At 67.9% G+C, this 19081-nt stretch carries 12 protein-coding genes and 2 pseudogenes; all 14 read left to right on the top strand.

Features of this window, described 5'->3' with window-relative positions:
• Positions 1 to 2 precede the first annotated feature (2 nt).
• The 14 genes and pseudogenes from ACXI0D_RS19245 (at position 3) to ACXI0D_RS19310 (ending at position 19066) form a co-directional block, all read left to right on the top strand.
• Positions 3 to 1846: pseudogene (locus tag ACXI0D_RS19245) on the top strand (chemotaxis protein CheA).
• Between the two features lie 90 nt (positions 1847 to 1936).
• A complete protein-coding gene (locus ACXI0D_RS19250) occupies positions 1937 to 2677 on the top strand; it encodes a flagellar motor protein (RefSeq protein WP_014037096.1) in 741 nt (246 codons plus the stop codon).
• 1 nt (position 2678) lies between these two features.
• Positions 2679 to 3695, top strand: a complete 1017-nt coding sequence (gene motD, locus ACXI0D_RS19255; RefSeq protein WP_014037095.1) for a flagellar motor protein MotD — start codon at positions 2679 to 2681, stop codon at positions 3693 to 3695.
• A 4-nt stretch (positions 3696 to 3699) separates the two neighbouring features.
• On the top strand, positions 3700 to 4482 hold the full coding sequence (locus ACXI0D_RS19260; protein WP_014037094.1) for a ParA family protein: 783 nt from the start codon (positions 3700 to 3702) through the stop codon (positions 4480 to 4482).
• Positions 4479 to 5744 (top strand): chemotaxis protein CheW, encoded by a 1266-nt coding sequence (locus ACXI0D_RS19265; RefSeq protein WP_119006214.1) that lies wholly within the window; start codon positions 4479 to 4481, stop codon positions 5742 to 5744. Before ACXI0D_RS19260 ends, ACXI0D_RS19265 begins: the two co-directional genes overlap by 4 nt.
• 233 nt (positions 5745 to 5977) lie before the next feature.
• Entirely contained in the window at positions 5978 to 6286 is a 309-nt protein-coding gene (locus ACXI0D_RS19270) for an STAS domain-containing protein (RefSeq protein ID WP_101765404.1), read from the top strand.
• On the top strand, positions 6283 to 6648 hold the full coding sequence (locus ACXI0D_RS19275; RefSeq protein ID WP_005409521.1) for a response regulator: 366 nt from the start codon (positions 6283 to 6285) through the stop codon (positions 6646 to 6648). The genes ACXI0D_RS19270 and ACXI0D_RS19275 overlap by 4 nt, the downstream gene beginning before the upstream one ends.
• Before the next feature lie 45 nt (positions 6649 to 6693).
• On the top strand, positions 6694 to 8676 hold the full coding sequence (locus tag ACXI0D_RS19280) for a chemotaxis protein CheA (protein ID WP_049443476.1): 1983 nt from the start codon (positions 6694 to 6696) through the stop codon (positions 8674 to 8676).
• A gap of 382 nt (positions 8677 to 9058) precedes the next feature.
• Positions 9059 to 11308, top strand: a complete 2250-nt coding sequence (locus ACXI0D_RS19285) for a methyl-accepting chemotaxis protein (protein WP_049443475.1) — start codon at positions 9059 to 9061, stop codon at positions 11306 to 11308.
• 158 nt (positions 11309 to 11466) lie between these two features.
• Positions 11467 to 12240: a flagellar brake protein gene (locus tag ACXI0D_RS19290; protein WP_119006213.1), complete on the top strand. Its 774-nt coding sequence runs from the start codon at positions 11467 to 11469 to the stop codon at positions 12238 to 12240.
• Between the two features lie 218 nt (positions 12241 to 12458).
• Positions 12459 to 12950 (top strand): chemotaxis protein CheW, encoded by a 492-nt coding sequence (locus ACXI0D_RS19295; protein WP_119006212.1) that lies wholly within the window; start codon positions 12459 to 12461, stop codon positions 12948 to 12950.
• 136 nt (positions 12951 to 13086) lie between these two features.
• On the top strand, positions 13087 to 13470 hold the full coding sequence (locus ACXI0D_RS19300; RefSeq protein ID WP_075674549.1) for a hypothetical protein: 384 nt from the start codon (positions 13087 to 13089) through the stop codon (positions 13468 to 13470).
• Positions 13471 to 13571: 101 nt separating this feature from the next.
• Positions 13572 to 15786 (top strand): annotated as a pseudogene (locus ACXI0D_RS19305) (methyl-accepting chemotaxis protein); the annotation flags it as partial.
• A gap of 997 nt (positions 15787 to 16783) precedes the next feature.
• The gene (locus tag ACXI0D_RS19310) at positions 16784 to 19066 is read left to right on the top strand and encodes a methyl-accepting chemotaxis protein (RefSeq protein ID WP_479642984.1); all 2283 of its coding nucleotides are present in this window, start codon (positions 16784 to 16786) and stop codon (positions 19064 to 19066) included.
• Positions 19067 to 19081: the final 15 nt, after the last annotated feature.

Below are 19081 nucleotides of genomic sequence, written 5' to 3' on the forward strand. Positions count from 1 at the left end.
GCATGAGCGCGGTATCCGACGACATCACTGCCGATTTCATCATCGAGGCACAGGAAATCCTGGATCGCCTCGGCGAACAGCTGGTGTCGCTGGAGCAGGCACCGCAGGACACCGAACAGCTCAACGCGGTGTTCCGCGGCTACCACACGCTCAAGGGCGGCGCCGGTTTCCTCGGTGTCACCGCCATGGTCGAGCTGTGCCACGCCGCTGAGGAAGCGTTGGGCGCTGCACGTGCCGGCCAGGCCGTGCTGCAGGCCCATCACTTCGACGCCGCCCAGCAATCGCTGGACTACCTGCAGTCGATGCTGGATGCCGTGTCTTCCGGCACCGAGCCGGGCTATGCACCGCCTGACCTGATCGCCCAGTTCGACGTGCATGGCGGTGCCGTGGCTGCACCCGCCGCCGCAGCAGCGCCCGCTGCGGGAGGCAGCGACCTGATCACCGACGACGAGTTCGAGGCCCTGCTCGACCAGCTGCACGGCGGCAACGCACCGACTGCGGTGGCGCCGGCAAAGAAGGCCGACGACGGGCTGATCAGCGAGGACGAGTTCGAAGCCCTGCTCGACCAGCTGCACGGTGGCGCCGCACCCGGCGCCAAGCCCGCGGCGGCGGCGGCACCGGCACCGATCGCCGCCCCGCGCCCGGCGGCCGCACCGGCACCGGCGGCCAAGCCCGCCGCCAAGCCGCTGGCCGAGGCCGAACACACCGTGCGCGTGGACACCAAGCGCCTGGACGCGATCGTCAACCTGATCGGCGAACTGGTGCTGTCGCGCAACCGGCTCAAGACCCTGCGTGCGCGCTTGCGCGACGAGGAGCTGGACCGCGCCGTGTCCACCCTGGACATCGCCACCGCGCGCCTGCAGTCGGCGGTGATGCGTACCCGCATGCAGCCGGTGGGCAAGGTATTCTCGCGCTTCCCCAAGGTCGCCCGCGACGTCGCCCGCTCTCTGAAGAAGGAAGTGGACCTGGAGCTGATCGGCGCCGAGACCGAGCTCGATCGCAACCTGGTCGAAGCGCTGGCCGACCCGCTGGTGCACCTGGTCCGCAACGCCATCGACCATGGCGTGGAAATGCCCGACCTGCGCGAAGCACAGGGCAAGCCGCGGATGGGCCATGTGCGGTTGTCGGCGCAACAGGAAGGTGACTACGTCAGCATCGAGGTGCAGGACGATGGCGCCGGCATCGACCCGGAAAGCTGCGCGCGAAGGCACGCGAGAAGGGCCTGATCGATCCGGAGGCCGCCGCCCGCCTGAGCAGCGAGGAGTGCCTGCACCTGGTGTTCCTGCCCGGCTTCTCGACCAAGCAGCAGGTCACGGATATTTCCGGCCGCGGCGTTGGCATGGACGTGGTGCAGTCGCGCATCCGCGAACTGAGCGGCCAGATCCAGATCCAGTCGGAGCTGGGCCGCGGCAGCCGCTTCCTGATCCGCGTGCCGCTCACCCTGGCGATCCTGCCGACCCTGCTGGTGCAGGCCGGCGAGGACGTCTATGCGCTGCCGCTGGCGCGCGTGATGGAAGTGCTGCACGCACCGCGCACCTCGCTGGGCTGGTTCGATGGCCGCGCCGTGCTCGACCGCCGTTCGCACACGCTGCCACTGGTCGATCTGCGCCAGTGGCTGGATGTGACGCCCGCCGCGTCGACCCTGCTGACCATCGTGGTGCTGCAGGCCGGCGAAGCGCGCTTCGGCCTGGTCGTGGACCAGGTGCGCGGGCGCGAGGAAGTGGTCATCAAGCCACTACCGAAAGCCCTGCGCGGCCTGCGCGGTTACGCCGGTGCAACCTTGATCGGCGATGGTCGCATGGCGCTGATCCTGGACGTGGACGGCCTGCGCAGCCCGCACGACTGACCCGCTTGCTGAACCCGTAAAACTGTGAAGTCGCACCAGTAGCCCGTACCGGTGTCTCAAGTCCCATTCATACAAGCCGATACCGGATCCATGGATAGACTCAGCCTCATTGGACTCTTTCTTGCCCTGGCCTCGCTGGTCGGTGGCAGCATCCTCAAGGGCGCCGGCCTGGCGTCGTTGTGGTCGCCTGCGGCGTTCGTGATCGTCATCGTCGGCACCGTGGCCGCGATCCTGCTGCATACCTCGCCGGCGGTGTTCAAGCATGCGTTCAAGATCGTGCGCTGGGTCGTGCGCCCACCGCACAGCGATCGTCGCGAGCTGATCCAGCAGATCGTCGAGTGGAGCAACATTGCCCGCCGCCAGGGCCTGCTGGGCCTGGAATCGCAGGTGGAAGCACAGCAGGACCCGTTCCTGCGCAAGGGCCTGCAGCTGCTGGTGGACGGTGTCGAGCCCGAATCGATGCGGCACATGCTGGAGATCGAACTGGGCAGCCAGGAACACCAGGACCAGGCCGGCGCCAAGGTGTTCGAGGCGATGGGCATCTATGCACCGACGCTCGGCATCATCGGTGCCGTGCTCGGCCTGATCGCGGTGATGAAGAACCTGGCCGACCCCAGCAAGCTCGGCCACGGCATCGCCGCTGCGTTCACCGCAACGATCTACGGCATCGCCTCGGCCAACCTGCTGTTCCTGCCGATCTCGGCCAAGCTCAAGAGTGTGATCTCGCACAACACGCGCGACCGCGAAATGGTCATCGAAGGCCTGATCTCGATCGCCCAGGGCGAGAACCCGCGCAACATCGAAACCAACCTCTCCGGCTTCCTGCACTGACATGGCCCGCCGCAAGCACCACGAAGAGCACGCCAACCACGAAGCATGGGCGATCCCCTATGCCGACCTGATGACGCTGCTGCTCGCCTTCTTCGTGGTCATGTACGCGATTTCCTCGGTCAACGAGGGCAAGTACCGGATCATGGCCGACGCGCTCACCGATGCCTTCGGCGGCGCACCGCGCACGATCAACCCGGTGCAGGTCGGCAACAAGCAGGTGCAGGGCGGCGGCTGGGACAGCCCGTCGGTGATCAAGTCCGGCACCAAGGTCGGCCCGTCCGCACCGGCGCCCTCGCACGACCCGACGCTGCTGCCGTCGATGGCCTCGCAGATGCGCATGCCGGTTTCGGTGCACAATCAGGAACAGATCGCGCGCGCCGAGCGCCAGCTCAACACCATCGCCGACCGCCTGACCGCCGCGCTGGCGCCGCTGATCGACCGCGGCATGATCAGCGTGCGCCGCACGGAACTGTGGATCGAAGTCGAGATCAACAGCGACATCCTGTTCCCGACCGGCTCGGCCGCGCTGGACGTGCACGCGCGGCAGACCCTGGCCAGCCTGGCCGAGGTGCTGCGCGACGTACCCAACAGCGTGCGCGTGGAAGGCCACACCGACAACGTGCCGATCGCCACTGCCACCTTCCCGTCCAACTGGGAGCTGTCGGCCGGACGCGCCGCCAGCGTGGTGCACCTGTTCGCCGACCAGGGCGTGCAGCCGTCGCGGCTGGCGATGGTCGGCTACGGCCAGTTCCGCCCCCGCGAAGAGAATGACAGCGCGCAGGGCCGCAACCGCAACCGCCGGGTCATGGTCATCATCCTGGCCGACACCTCGCACTCGGTGGATCCGCTGGGCCAACGCCTGAACGCGGCCACCGGCGCCACCGACAGCACCGCCACCGAACAGGCCGCAGCAACGCCGGCCAGCGCCCCCACCTCCCCCATCGCACCGGTGACGTTGCCGCCGGTGCCGGCTGGCAGCCGCGTCGGCGCCGCCGTCCCCCCGGCAATGAAGGAGTAATCCGATGCGCATCTGGGCAGTCGCCAACCAGAAGGGCGGAGTCGGCAAGACCACCACCACCCTCGCCCTCGGCCGTGGCCTGGCCGCGCTCGGCCATCGCGTGCTGCTGATCGACCTCGATCCGCATGCCTCGCTCAGCCGCGCCTTCGGCGTGCCGGTGGATCCGCCGCCGGCCGGCGTGCTGGAACTGTTCGGCGCACCGCCCGCCGACCTTGCCAGCCTGTGCCATGCCAGCAACATCCATGGCCTGGACTACGTCTGCGCGCAGTCGGCGCTGGCGACACTGGAACGCCGCAGCGCCAACCAGCCCGGTCTCGGCCTGGCCCTGCAGAACGCCCTGGCGCGCCACCAGGGCCAGCACGACTACATCCTGCTGGATTGCGCACCGACCCTCGGCCTGCTGATGATCAACGCGCTGGCCGCAGCCGATCGCCTGATCATCCCGACCCAGGCCGAGCCGCTGGCCCTGCACGGTCTGGATGGCATGGTCCGCACCGGCGAGATGGTCGAACGTTCGCGCCGCCGCCCGCTGCCGATCTCGATCCTGCCCACCCTGTTCGACCGCCGCACCCGCGCCGGCAACGAGTCGCTGCGCACCATGCAGGACCGTCATGGCAGCCGCGTGTGGGAAGACGCGATTCCGATCGACACCCGCATCAGCAACGCCGCCGGCCTGACCCTGCCGAGCGTCGGCGAGGACTACCCCGGCCGGGGCCTGGCCGCCTACCGCCGCGCCTTGAACTGGATCCTCGGGGAGGACGCCCGCGCCCTGGAGCAGGCCGCATGAACAGCACCGGCATCCTCGACGACTACCTGGACGAACTGCTGGGCGAGGCGATCGCCCCGGCCGCCGCTGCCGTGCCCGCGCCGATCAGCGCCGCCCCGGCCAAGGCGACCGAAGCCGCCGCCGAACGCGAGCCGACCTGGGATGACCTGCCGGCCGAGGTGATCTACGAAACCGAAACCGAGACCGTTGCCGCTACCCCTGCCGTGGACAACGCCGCACTGGAAGCCGCTTTCGATGCCGCCTCCGCGCCCGTCAGCGTGATCGATGCAGAACGCGAACCCACCTGGGACGATCTGCCGGCCGAAGTGATCTACGAAACGGATGCCGTCGTCGCGGCCCCGGTCGAGGATGAGGCAGCGCTGGAGGCGGCCTTCGAGGCCGCCGCCGCACCGGACAGCATCGCGACCGCCGAACGCGAGCCGACCTGGGATGACCTGCCCGACGAAGTCATCCACGAAACCGCGCCGGCACCCGCTGCAGCCGCTGCGAACACCGGCCCGGAACCCACCTGGGACGATCTGCCGGACGAAGTGATCTACGAGACCGATCCGGCGGACAGCCATCGTCTCGCCCACACCGACAGCCCTGGCCTGCAGGCCGCCTTCGAGGCGGCCGCCGGTGGCGAAGACGTTCCCACGCCGCCGCCCGCCGTGGTCGCAGCGCCAGTGGCACCACCGGCGGCACGCCCTGCACCGGCCCCGGCCGCACGCGCCGCCACACCGCCGCCGCGCGTCGCCGTCGATGCACCCGCAGGCAACCGCCCCGGCACCTGGCAGGAACTGCAGGCGCAGGCCCACCAACCGGCCCGCAGCCCGCATCCGCAGAACCGTCGCGCCGGCGAACGCACCTCGCGCTGGCTGCGCCTGCGCTGCGGCACCCAGGCCTATGCCCTGGAACTGCTGAAGGTCCAGGAGGTCGTGCTGCCGGTGCCGCTGCTGCCGTTGCGCGGCACCGCTGCCGCCATGCTGGGCATCATGAACCTGCGCGGCCAGGTGGTCCCGGTGATGGACCTGGGCCTGCACCTGGGCGCGGCCGCCGCCGAGGACGACGCCCAGACCCGCATCGTGGTGCTGGAAGAAGACGGCGAGACGATCGGCCTGCGCGTGTCGGCAGTGGAAGATGTCGCCAACCTCACCGATTCGCAGATCGAGCCGCCCGATACCGCACGCATCTGCCAGATCTCCAACGACCTGTTCCGAGGCGTGGCCCGGGTCAGCCAGCGCCCGATGATCCTGCTCGACGCCACCCGGCTGCTGAGCTGAGCCGCAACGAAAAAGGGGACGGAGGGGATTAAGTCGCAACTGGCTCGGCGGTTTGCGCGGTCGCTGTTGCTACTGGCAATCGCAGAGCGGCGCGGCCGTTTGCGACTTAATCCCCTCCGTCCCCTTTTCAAGGGCGACCCGAAAAGCACCGCATCGACGCACCGCGTCGATTCCCCTAAAGAACCCCACCGGGGTGCCGTTATGGATCACGGAACCGTTTGTCCGGAGCAACGATGAGCACTGTCGAACTGGGTGGGGATCTCGGCATCGAGAGCACTACCGAGCTCAAGAACCGCCTCGCCCCACTGGTGGAGCAGGAAGGCGAGCTGACCCTGGATGCCAGCCAGGTCGCCCGCATCCACACGGCCGCCGTGCAGGTGCTGTGTGCGTTCGTGCAGGCCCGCCGCGAGGCAGGCCTGGGCACCGGCTTCCACGGTTGCACCGCAACCTTCCGTGACGCCGCGCGCCTGCTGGGCGTCACCCAGGCCCTGGGCCTGGACGTAACCCATGACAACCTGAAATCTGTGGAGAACGCTGCATGAGCGCACGTATCTTGGTGGTGGACGATTCGGCGTCGATGCGCCAGATGGTGTCCTTCGCCCTCACCTCGGCCGGTTTTGCCGTCGAAGAAGCTGAAGACGGCGCGGTCGCGCTCGGTCGCGCCAAGGGCCAGCGCTTCAATGCGGTGGTCACCGACGTCAACATGCCGAACATGGATGGCATCGCGCTGATCCGCGAGCTGCGCCAGCTGCCGGACTACAAGTTCACCCCGCTGCTGATGCTGACCACCGAATCGGCCGCCGACAAGAAGTCCGAAGGCAAGGCCGCCGGTGCCACCGGTTGGCTGGTCAAGCCGTTCAATCCCGAACAGCTGGTCGCCACCGTGCAGAAAGTGCTGGGCTGATCGCCCGGCACCGCTCCCCCTCTTCGCTTCCGGACCACCACTGCCATGAGCATGGACCTGCAACGCTTCCACGCCACCTTCTTCGAGGAGAGCCGCGAAGGCCTCGACGCGATGGAGGCTGGCCTGCTGGCCCTGGAATCGGGGCAGCAGGACGCGGAGATCATCAATTCGGTGTTCCGCGCTGCCCACTCGATCAAGGGCGGCGCCGGCACCTTCGGCTTCGACGCGATCGCCGGCCTGACCCACGTGCTGGAGACGCTGCTCGATGAGCTGCGCGCCGGCAAGCGGGCACTGGAAGGCCACGCCGTCGACGCCATGCTGTCCTCGGTGGACGTGCTGCGCGCCCTGCTGCGCGAAGCCGAACACGGCCAGGCTGCCGATCCCGCTGCGGTTGCTGCGGTAAAGGCGCGCCTGGAAGCGGTTCTTTCCGGCCAGGCCGCAGCGAGCACCCCGGCGGCCGCCGCAGCCAAGGTGGACGATACGCCGGAAGCCTGGCAGATCGGCTTCACCCCCGCGCCGTCACTGTTCATGAGCGGCAACGACCCGCTGCGCATCATCCGCGAACTTGAGCACCTGGGTTCGCTGCAGGTCGCCGCGCGCATGGACCGCCTGCCGGGCTTCGCCCAGCTCGATCCGCTCGAAGCTCACCTGGCGTGGGACCTTGGTCTGGTCGGCAAGGTGCCGCGCAGCAAGATCGAAGACACCTTCGCCTGGGTGCTGGACGACTGCGAACTGGACATCCGTCCGGCCGCGCCGCCGAGCCTGGCCACCCAGGCACCGGCCGCTCCCGCTCCGGCGGCAGCAGCGCCGTCGGCTCCCGCCGCGCCCGCCGCCAGCGGTGGTGCCAGCCAGGAAGCGGAAACCTCCATCCGCGTCAGCGTCGACAAGGTCGATGCGCTGATCAATCTGGTCGGCGAACTGGTCATCACCCAGGCCATGCTCAAGCAGGTCTCGCACGCGCTGGACCCGGTCCACGCCGAGAGCCTGTTCGCCGGCCTGGACCAGCTTGAACGCAACACCCGCGACCTGCAGGAAGCGGTGATCGGCGTGCGCATGCTGCCGGTCGATGCGGTGTTCCGCCGCTTCCCGCGCCTGGTCCGCGACCTGTCCAGCCGCCTCGGCAAGCAGGTGCGCCTGCGCACCGTCGGCGAAGGCACCGAACTGGACAAGGGCCTGATCGAGAAGATCGCCGATCCGCTGGTGCACCTGGTGCGCAACTCGATCGACCACGGCCTGGAAATGCCCGACGTGCGTCGCGGTGCAGGCAAGGACGAGACCGGCACGATCACGCTGGCGGCCTCGCATCAGGGCGGCCATATCGTCATCGAAGTCAGCGACGACGGTCGCGGCCTGGACCGTGCCAAGATCCTGGCCAAGGCCCACGAACGCGGCCTGGCGGTGCCGGACAACCCGACCGATTCGCAGGTCTGGGACCTGATTTTCCAGCCCGGCTTCTCCACCGCCGATGCAGTCACCGACCTGTCCGGGCGTGGCGTCGGCATGGACGTGGTCCGCCGCAACATCCAGGCGCTGGGGGGCGAGGTGCAGATCGAGAGCAGCCTCGGTGCTGGTACGCGCACGCTGATCCGCCTGCCGTTGACCTTGGCCATCCTCGATGGCATGACCGTGGCGGTGGCTGGTGAAACCCTGATCCTGCCGTTGGCCTATGTGCTTGAGGCGTTGCAGCCGCAGGCCGAGGACATCCGCAGCATGGCCGGCGAAGGCCGCGTACTGCGCGTGCGTGGCGAGTACCTGCCGATCCTGTCGCTGAGCGAGTACTACGGCTACGGCAACCGTGCGCCGGGCAGCGAATCGCTGGTGGTGGTGGTCGAAGGCGATGGCCAGAAGATCGCACTGGAAGTGGACGAACTGGTCGGCCAGCAGCAGGTGGTGGTGAAGAACATCGAGAACAACTACCGCCGCATCGGCGGGGTGTCCGGTGCCACCATCCTCGGCGACGGCCGCGTCGCGCTGATCGTCGACATCGGCGGACTGGTGCGTTCGCTGCGGATGCCGCAGGCCGCCTGATCCACGCTGCAGGCGTGCACTGGACCGCCGCCCTTCGGGGCGGCGGTTTTTGTTTGTGCGCGCTCTGCCAAGGGGGTCAGATCCCTTTCCTGCGGAAAGGGATCTGACCCCAATCCACAGCGCCCCACATTTTGTGAACTCCGTCATCGCGATGGTTTCGTGCGCAACCACGCCACGCAAGCGAAAGCCCCGCCACTGCAGCACTTTCGCGCCGTCATCCCTACGCAACCGAATGTGATCTGCGTCCATAAAGTCCGCCCGGAACGCGCCGTTATTCCGCAATGACGGCCGTCACCGAACCCCACCGGGCACCACCGTTCGCGATGCAACCACCCCAGCCGGCGCACCGCCGCCGACACTCTGCCCACCTGGAGCACCCCGCATGAAGTGGTTCCAAGATCTGCCCATCGCCCGCAAGCTGGCCGTGGGGTTCACACTTACCACGCTGATGACCCTGGTCCTCGGCGCCTTCGCCCTGCTGCGCCTGAGCGAAGCCAACAGCCAGCTCCGCGAAATGGCCGGCAACGATATTCCCTCGGTCCAGCATTTGGGCGAAGCGCGCTCGCAGCTGGGCGAGTTCCGTACCTACGAACTGGCCCTGCTGAGCATGCTCGACCAGCCGGAAAAGGTGGCCGACTACAACAAGCGCATGGACGACACCGCCAAGGCCGTGCACGACGAGCTGGCTGCGTACACGGCGCTGCCGGCGCTGGACAAGGAGCGTGAACTCTATCGCGCCGCGAACGTGCAGCTGGAACGCTACTTCGCCGCCAACAAGGCCATGCGCGAAGCCGTGGCCGCTGGTGATGGCACCCTGGCGCAGCAGATCTCCGACGAACAGTCGCGCCCGGCGCGCCGGGATCTGTTCGCCGCGATGAAGACCCTCGGCACCCACATCGCCGGCCTGATGGACGGCAAGATCGCCGCCGCCAACGCCACCCACCGCACCAGCATGATCGCCATCATCGGCTGCATCGTGCTGCTGTCGCTGGTGGCCGCCGCGCTGGCCACGGTCATCTCACGCGCAGTGACGGGTCCGCTGGGCAAGGCCGTGCACGCCATCCAGGCGGTGGCCCGTGGCGACCTGAGCGTCAGCACCCAGGCCACCAGCAAGGACGAAGCCGGAAGGATGCTGGCCGCCACCGCCGAGATGACCGCGATGCTGCGCCGCTTCAGCGAGCAGACCCAGCTGATGGCACAGATGCACGCGGGCCCGGACATCAGCCATCGCATTCCGGAGGATTTCCCGGGTGTCTATGGCCAGCTGGCCGGCGGCATCAACACGGTGATCTTCGAGCACCTGGACGCCATCCGCGATGCCATCGACGTGCTCAACCAGTACGCCATCGGCAACCTCGCCCCGGACGCCCGCCGCCTGCCGGGCAGCCGCGCGATCCTGCACGAATCGATGGATGCAGCCAAGGCCAGCCTGCTGGCGATCAACTCGCAGATCCAGCAGCTGGCCGCAGCGGCCGCGGCCGGTGACTTCAGCCAGCGCGGCGACGCACAGCGTTTCCAGCACGACTTCAAGCTGATGATCGAGCACCTCAACACCATGATGCAGGTGGCCGACGGCAATCTCGGCCAGCTCTCGCAGCTGCTGCAGTCGATCGCCGCTGGCGACCTGACCGCGCGCATGGAAGGCCAGTTCAACGGCGTGTTCGCACGCATGCGTGACGACGCCAACACCACCGTCGCGCAGCTGACCCAGATCGTCGGCCAGATCCAGGCCAGCGCCTCCAGCATCACGCTGGCTGCCGGCGAGATCGCCTCCGGCAACAGCGACCTGTCGCGCCGTACCGAGCAGCAGGCTGCCAACCTGGAGGAAACCGCTGCCTCGATGGAGGAACTGACCTCCACCGTGCGCCAGAACGCCGAGCATGCCCGCCAGGCCAACCAGCTCGCCATCGGCGCGCATGGCGTCGCCTCGCAGGGCGGCGATGTGGTCGGCCAGGTGGTCACCACCATGTCGGCCATCGAAGCCTCGTCGAAGAAGATCGCCGAGATCATCAGCGTCATCGACGGCATTGCGTTCCAGACCAACATCCTGGCGCTGAATGCCGCCGTGGAAGCCGCCCGTGCCGGTGAACAGGGCCGTGGCTTCGCCGTGGTCGCCAGTGAAGTGCGTACCCTCGCCCAGCGTTCGGCCGCCGCCGCCAAGGAGATCAAGGGCCTGATCGACGACTCGGTCGGCAAGGTCGCCGAAGGCTCCAGCCTGGTCCACCAGGCCGGCAGCACCATGGGCGAGATCGTCGCCTCGGTGCAGCGCGTGACCGACATCATGGCCGAGATCTCCGCGGCCTCGCAGGAGCAGTCGGCGGGCATCGAGCAGGTCAACCAGACCGTGGTGCAGATGGACGAGACCACCCAGCAGAACGCCGCCCTGGTGGAAGAAGCCACGGCTGCGGCACGTGCGATGGAAGACCAGGCGGTACAGCTGGGTGAAGCCGTGGCCCGCTTCCGGCTCGCATCGCAGGGCACGACAGCCATTCCCGCACGCCCGCTGGCAGCACCGGTACCGCGCCAGGTCGCGGCCGCCGCACCTGCGGCAAAGCCGGCCCCCACGCGCCCGCTGCGCAGCTCGGCGGCGCAGCCGGCACTGGCCGCGGACGGCGACTGGCAGGAGTTCTGATGTAGCCGGGGTCGGCTCCCTCTTCTTCGGAAGAGGGATCCGACCCCACACGCATGGAAAGTGATGTAATTCTCACTTCATAATCCGGGGCAGAGGCCGATATCCCCATCGAGCCTCGCGCCAACGCGTGCTGGCGCCCGCCCCTGACCGTAGATTCCATGTCCGACGGCAACGACACTGCAGTGCATGATGTCCACGCGGCTGATGCCGCCGACGAACGATTCCTGGTCCGCAACCCGCGCCAGCTGCGCCAGCTGCTGCGCTCGCTGATCGACCAGCGTTCGCTGATCAACGCCCATATCGACGGCCGCGACCGCTCGTTCCCGACCGCCCTGCTCGACCTCGACGAAGACGAGGACTTCCTGCTGCTCGATGGCAGCCCGCAGGAGGCCTCCAACCGTGCCGCCGAACAGGCCGATCACCTGCTGTGCTTTGCCCAGCTCGAACGCGTGCTGGTGCGCTTCCGCCTGCACGAACTGCAGCGCGTGGACAACGACGGCCACGTCGCCTTCCGCGCCCCGCTGCCGGACGAACTGGTGCACCTGCAGCGCCGCGAGCTGTACCGGCTGGAAACCCCCGTCACCGACTCGCCGCAGCTGCTGCTGCCGCCCGGCGAAGCGCGAGCCGAAGCGCTGTCGATGCGGGTGGTGGACATCAGCGGCGGCGGCCTGGCCGTGGTGGTCCCAAGTGACTGTGCGGTGTTCGGCCTGCAGAAGCGCTATCCGGCGCAGCTGTCGCTGCCCGATGGCCCCGACCTGGATATCGAACTGGTGGTCTGCAACCTGCTGCCGCAGCGCCAGCCCAATGGCATCGAGGTCAAGCGCGTGGGCATGCGCTTTGAAAGCCTGCCGCGCGGCGCCGACAGCGCCATCCAGCGCTACATCTTCCGCATCGACCGCCAGCGCAAGGCCCGCCGCAACGGCGAGCTGTAAGGCCGTCCGACCGGCAGTGCCGGCCGCTGGCCGGCAACCCCGGAACGCATGCCGGGGTCAGATCCCTTTTCCCTGAAAAGGGATCTGACCCCATCCGCGCACCCTCCCTGGTAGATCCACACCAAGCGTGGATGCCTTCCCCCGGCACCTAAAGTCCCCTCCAACGGGGCCGATATCGAGCCTGACACCGGGACTTCCGGCAGAACCAGGACCCCTCGATGAACGACAAGACCAGCTCCGCCGCCAGCGCCGGTGGCGAATTCCTCAGCTTCACCCTTGGTGAAGAGCACTACGGCGTGGACATCCTCAAGGTGCAGGAAATCCGTGGCTACGACGCCGTCACCCGCGTACCGGATGCGCCGGACTACATCAAGGGCGTGATCAACCTGCGCGGCACCATCGTCCCGGTCATCGACCTGCGCCTGAAGCTGCGCCTGGACAACGCCCGCTACGACGCCTTCACCGTGATGATCGTGCTGAACGTGGAAGACCGCGTGGTCGGCATCGTCGTCGACAGCGTCTCCGACGTGATCCCGCTGTCGGCCGAGCAGATCCGCCCGACCCCGGAATTCGGTGCCGCCGTCGATACCCGCTTCATCTCCGGCATCGGTACCCACGACGATCGCATGCTGATCCTGCTGGACATCGAGACCCTGCTCGACAGCGCCGACATGGGCCAGGCCAGCCTCGCCGAAGACGTCGCCGCCTGAGCAAACGGAACTGCTTCACGTTCCAGTCACAAAACCCTTCAGTTCCCTCCGGCGATGCCGATAGGGGGACAGAAGCCGGTCGCGCAGGAGCGCGCAGGACCGGCCCGACCGTTACCATCCCCGGAGATACCCCTCGATGAAGTCCCTGCTTGCGTTCGTTTCGGCCGCTGTCCTGGCCACCACCGCCGCCTCCGCTTTTGCCCAGTCGGCCGACATGATCCCGCCGGAAATGGCACCGCGTTCGGTCGGCAAGGACGGCATGGTCTGTGGCAAGGTCGAAAAGGCCCGCTACGCAGAAGGTTCCGAAGGCCAGCCGACCTTCCTGTACATGGGCGGCGCCTTCCCGCGCCACACCTTCTCGGCCCGCATCGCCGGTGAGAACCGCGGCAAGTTCTCCTTCCCGCTGGAAACCCTGGAAGGCAAGACCGTCTGCGTGATCGGCAAGATCCAGCGCGACGCTTCGCGTGCGGAAATCGAAGTCAGCTCGCCGTCGGCACTGAAGCTGGCCAACATCAAGTAATCCGCTGTTCGTCGAGCCACGCCGGACCTGGTGCCGGCGTGGTTCCTGCTGCAACCGGGCCCGATGCCCGGGCGCGTCTGCCTTAGGAGCCTGCAACGCCCATGCCGTGGATCAACAACCTGAAACTGATGCCGAAGCTGATGCTGACCTTCGGCGTCATCCTGCTGGTGATGCTGCTGCAGGGCATCGTCGCCTATCGTGGCCTGCATTCGCTGAACAACGTCACCACCGAGCTGGCCGGTTCGCGCATGGAGAGCATCCGCATGGCCGGCGAGATGCGCGGCATGCTGGGCGAATACCGCAATGCCGCCTACCAGCAGTTGATCCGCGCCAGCGACGACGTCAAGTCCGATGCCCGCAAGCAGGCCGTCGAGCTGCGCGAGAGCATGGACAAGTCGATCAAGGGCTATCCGGCACTGGTCGACAACCCGCAGCAGAAGAAGCTGTTCGACACCTTCGCCAAGGAATGGAAGGACGCCCTGGCCTCCTATGACAGCGTCACCGAGATGCTGGAACTGGACCTGCCGGACGACGCCATCGATACCTTCGTCGGCGAAACCCGCACCAAGCACCGCAAGGCCGCCTCGGCGCTGGAAGCGCTGATCGCCGAAGACAACCGCCTCGCCCGCGCCTCGCGCGAAGAGGCCGAATCCACCTACTCCGCCTCGGCCGTGCTGACCGTGATCGCCCTGCTGGGCGGCGCCGCACTCGGCCTGGTGCTGGTCTGGCTGTTTGCCCGCGCCCTGGTCGGCAGCGTGCGCGGCGCCGTCTCGGTGGCCAACGAAGTGGCCGGCGGCAAGCTCGATGGCCACATCGACGTCAGCCGCCAGGACGAAGTGGGCGAACTGATGCAGGCGATGCAGCGCATGCAGCGCGACCTGCGCGAGCGCACCGAAACCGACCAGGCCATCGCCCGCGAGAACCTGCGCATCCGTACCGCACTGGATTACAGCTCGACCGGCGTGTACCTGACCGACACCAGCAACACCATCGTCTACAGCAACCGCGCCCTGCAGCAGACCCTGAGCCAGTACCAGGACGACGTGCGCCGCGACCTGCCGGACTTCGATGCGCAGGCGTCGCTGATCGGCAAGCCGGTCACCGTGCTTGAACACCGCGGCGAGATGGACCAGACCCTGCTGGGCAACCTGAAGGCACACGGCGTCGCCCGTCGCCCGATGCAGTACGGCGATGCGCAGTTCGCCCAGGTGGTCTCGACCATCCGCAATGAAGGCGGCGACACCGTCGGCTACGTGGTGGAGTGGCGTGACCGTACCCAGGAAGCGCAGGTCGAAGCCGAAGTGGCCCGCGTGATCGCCCAGGCTGCCGCCGGCGACCTGTCCGGCCGCATCGACGCCAGCGACAAGGAAGGCTTCTTCCTGCAGCTGGCCCAGCAGATCAACGGCCTGCTGGACGCCAACGCTGGCAGCATCGAACAGATCTCCGGCCTGCTCGCCGCGCTGTCGCAGGGTGACCTGACCGTGCGCATGCACGGCGACTACCAGGGCGTGTTCGCCCGCATGCGCGACGATGCCAACGCCACCGCCGCACAGCTGAGCGAGATCGTCACCCGCATCAAGCAGTCCAGCCGCGCGATCAGCTCGGCCGCCGGCGAGATCGCCTCCGGCAACAGCGACCTGTCGCGCCGCACCGAGCAGCAGGCTGCCAACCTCGAAGAAACCGCCGCCTCGATGGAGGAACTCACCTCCACCGTGCGCCAGAACGCCGAGCACGCCCGTCAGGCCAACCAGCTCGCCATCGGCGCGCATGGCGTCGCCTCGCAGGGCGGCGACGTCGTCGGCCAAGTGGTCACCACCATGTCGGCCATCGAAGCCTCGTCAAAGAAGATCGCCGAGATCATTTCGGTCATCGACGGCATCGCGTTCCAGACCAACATTCTGGCGCTGAACGCCGCGGTGGAAGCCGCGCGTGCCGGTGAACAGGGCCGCGGTTTCGCCGTGGTCGCCAGCGAGGTGCGTACTCTCGCCCAGCGCTCGGCCGCCGCCGCCAAGGAGATCAAGGGCCTGATCGACGACTCGGTCGGCAAGGTCAACGACGGCTCGGCGCTGGTGCACAAGGCCGGAGCCACCATGGGCGAGATCGTCGCCTCGGTGCAGCGCGTGACCGACATCATGGCCGAGATCTCCGCGGCCTCGCAGGAACAGTCGGCCGGCATCGAGCAGGTCAACCAGACCGTGGTGCAGATGGACGAAACCACCCAGCAGAACGCTGCGCTGGTGGAAGAAGCCACTGCCGCAGCACGTGCAATGGAAGAGCAGGCCGGTCACCTCAGCGAGGCCGTGTCGATCTTCGTAGTGGACGAAGCCGAGACCGTGGTTGCCCCGCGCATCGCCGCTGCCCCGGCCCCGCGTGCTGCTGCACCGGCCGCACCGGCCCCGGTCGCCCCGCCGGCCCGCCGCACCGCCGGTGGTCGTCCGATGGCCACCGAACTGGCCGACGGAGACTGGCAGGAGTTCTGATGCCTGCCTGACCTGACGTACGAGAACGCCCTGGCCCTGCGCCGGGGCGTTTTCGTTTACGGGGTATCTGGATATCCAGCCAACGGCGATGCCCCTCGGGGTGGTCGCGGAAGGCGGCGGATTTCCTTCGCTTGGGCCGGGAGGGTGGGTTGCGCAGGGGACGCTGCAAGTACGTCCATGTAAGCTCGGTCGCCGCATCCATGCGGCTCACGCCCCTGCGCAACCCACCCTCCCGGCCACGGACACTTTCCGTGCGCGTCCACCCCGGATCGAAGAAAGAAGAGCAAGAGCAACAGCAACAGCCGCACCGCGTCCGGGGTCAGATCCGTTTTCCGCAGGAAAACGGATCTGACCCCTCTTTCCACTTGGAAACCCAACGCTCTTGCCGTCCGCCGAAGTGAAGCCCTGGCGGGCCGGGTCGGGGTGGGCAGGCAGGACCGTTGGCGCCATGGATGGCGCCATCGAGCCCCCATGGGTGAGGGCGCTTTGCTTGCGAAGCACTGCTTCGCAAGCGCCCGAACGCACAGCCGCCAGCGGCTGGGCCGGACCCCGGAGGGGGGTTCACGGCGTGTCCTGCCTGCCCACCCCGATCCGGCCAACCCGTAGCAACCCATCGCCATGACCTGCCGTTGCCGTTGCCGTTGCCGTTGCCGTTGCTGTTGCTCCAAAAGCCTGCCGCAGGCAGCGCCGCAGCCGCCGCTGCAAGGAAACCTGAATACGTTCGGACACCGCACCTCAATCCCCCGCCCGCGCGGCCGATAACGGGGTTGTCACCGCTTGTCCCGCTGTGACCGGCACGGCGCCGCCCGCCCGCTTCGACCTGGTCCTGCTCGATGAATCTCCTGCATTGCTGGCAACACTACTTCAGCAATCTCTCCGTCCGGCGCAAGCTCAACCTGCTGACGCTGCTCATCGCGCTCGGCGTGATCGCGCTGTCGGTGATCGCCGCCCGCATGCAGTACCTGGACCTGACCGAGACCCGCAAGACCGCGCTGAAGACCCAGGTCGAACTGAGCTACGGCATCCTGCAGCACTACCACCGCCTGGCCGGTACCGGCGAGCTCAGCGAAGAGGCCGCCAAGAGCGCCGCGCTGCAGGCGCTGGAGGTCATGCGCGCCGAGAACGATACCTACTACTTCAACATCTACGACACCGGCTACCGCCTGCTGATGCACCCGTTCCGCAAGGACTTGGTCGGCAAGGACATGAAGGACTTCCGCACCGACGACGGCGTGCGGATCTACTACGACCAGGTCGAAGCGGCCCGCGCCGGCGGCGGCTTCGTCAACTACCGCTGGGCCAAGCCGGGCAGCAAGGGCGACGTCGAGAAGGTCGCCTATGCCGGCCTGTTCGCGCCCTGGAACTGGGTGGTCAGCAGCGGTGTCTACATGGACGACGTGCAGAAGCAGGCGCTGGTGTTCACCGCCATCATGGCGGTCTCCGGTGGCGTGCTGGTACTGATCGTGCTGGCCCTGAGCTGGGTCATCGGCAACCGCATCGCCGTACCGCTGAAGCAGGCCACCGCCGTGGCCGAAGGCATCGCCGGCGGCAAGCTGGACAGCCACATCGGCCCGCAGCCGCATGACGAGACCGGCCGCCTGCTGGAGGCCATGGCCGGCATGCAGCAGCAGCTGCATGCGGTCATCTCGGGCCAGCGCGAAATGGCGCGCCGCCACGACGGTGGCGAACTGAGCTATCGCATCGACGCCAGCGCCTTCCCCGGCGAGTACGGGCTGATGGTGCAGGAAACCAACGCCCTGGTCGGCGGCCACGTGCAGACCCTGCACGACGTGCTGGACGTGGTGCAGCAGTATGCTGTCGGCGATCTCAGCCGCGACATCGCGCGCTACCCGGGCGAGAAGGCCGCGATGACCACCACCGTCGACACGGTCAAGGCCAACCTCGGCCGCATCAACGCCGAGATCAAGCAGCTGGCCAGCGCCGCCGCTGCGGGTGACTTCAGCCGCCGTGGCGACGCCCAGCGTTTCGATCACGATTTCCGCCTGATGCTGGAAAACCTCAATGCGATGATGGCGGTCAGCGATGACAACCTCGGCAAGCTCTCGCAGCTGCTGTCGGCCATCGCCGAGGGTGACCTGACCGCGCGCATGCACGGCGACTACCAGGGCGTGTTCGCACGCATGCGTGACGACGCCAACACCACCGTCGCGCAGCTGACCCAGATCGTCGGCCAGATCCAGGCCAGCGCTTCCAGCATCACCCTGGCCGCCGGCGAGATCGCCTCCGGCAACAGCGACCTGTCGCGCCGCACCGAGCAGCAGGCTGCCAACCTGGAAGAAACCGCCGCCTCGATGGAGGAACTGACCTCCACCGTGCGCCAGAACGCCGAGCATGCCCGCCAGGCCAACCAGCTCGCCATCGGCGCGCATGGCGTCGCCTCGCAGGGCGGCGACGTCGTCGGCCAAGTGGTCACCACCATGTCGGCCATCGAAGCCTCGTCAAAGAAGATCGCCGAGATCATTTCGGTCATCGACGGCATCGCGTTCCAGACCAACATTCTGGCGCTGAACGCCGCGGTGGAAGCCGCGCGTGCCGGTGAACAGGGCCGCGGTTTCGCCGTGGTCGCCAGCGAGGTGCGTACTCTCGCCCAGCGCTCGGCCGCCGCCGCCAAGGAGATCAAGGGCCTGATCGACGACTCGGTCGGCAAGGTCGCCGAAGGTTCCAGCCTGGTCCACCAGGCCGGCAGCACCATGGGCGAGATCGTCGCCTCGGTGCAGCGCGTGACCGACATCATGGCCGAGATTTCCGCTGCCTCGCAGGAACAGTCGGCTGGCATCGAGCAGGTCAACCAGACCGTGGTGCAGATGGACGAAACCACCCAGCAGAATGCCGCGCTGGTGGAAGAAGCCACCGCCGCCGCACGCGCGATGGAAGACCAGGCCGGCCAGCTGGCCGACGCCGTGGCGATCTTCCGCCTCGACAACCAGGTCTCGGCCGCGATGCAGGCCGTGGCCGCGCATGTCGAGCCGGTGCGCGTCGCCGCCGTGGCACGCCCGCAGCCGAGCCGCACGCCCGCACCGGCACCGATACCGGCACGCCGTAGCAGCAACGCCAGCACCTTCGTCGCCAGCGACAGCGACTGGCAGGAATTCTGAGACCCACCCGCGGCG

This window comes from Stenotrophomonas sp. C9D9 (genome assembly GCF_056491205.1).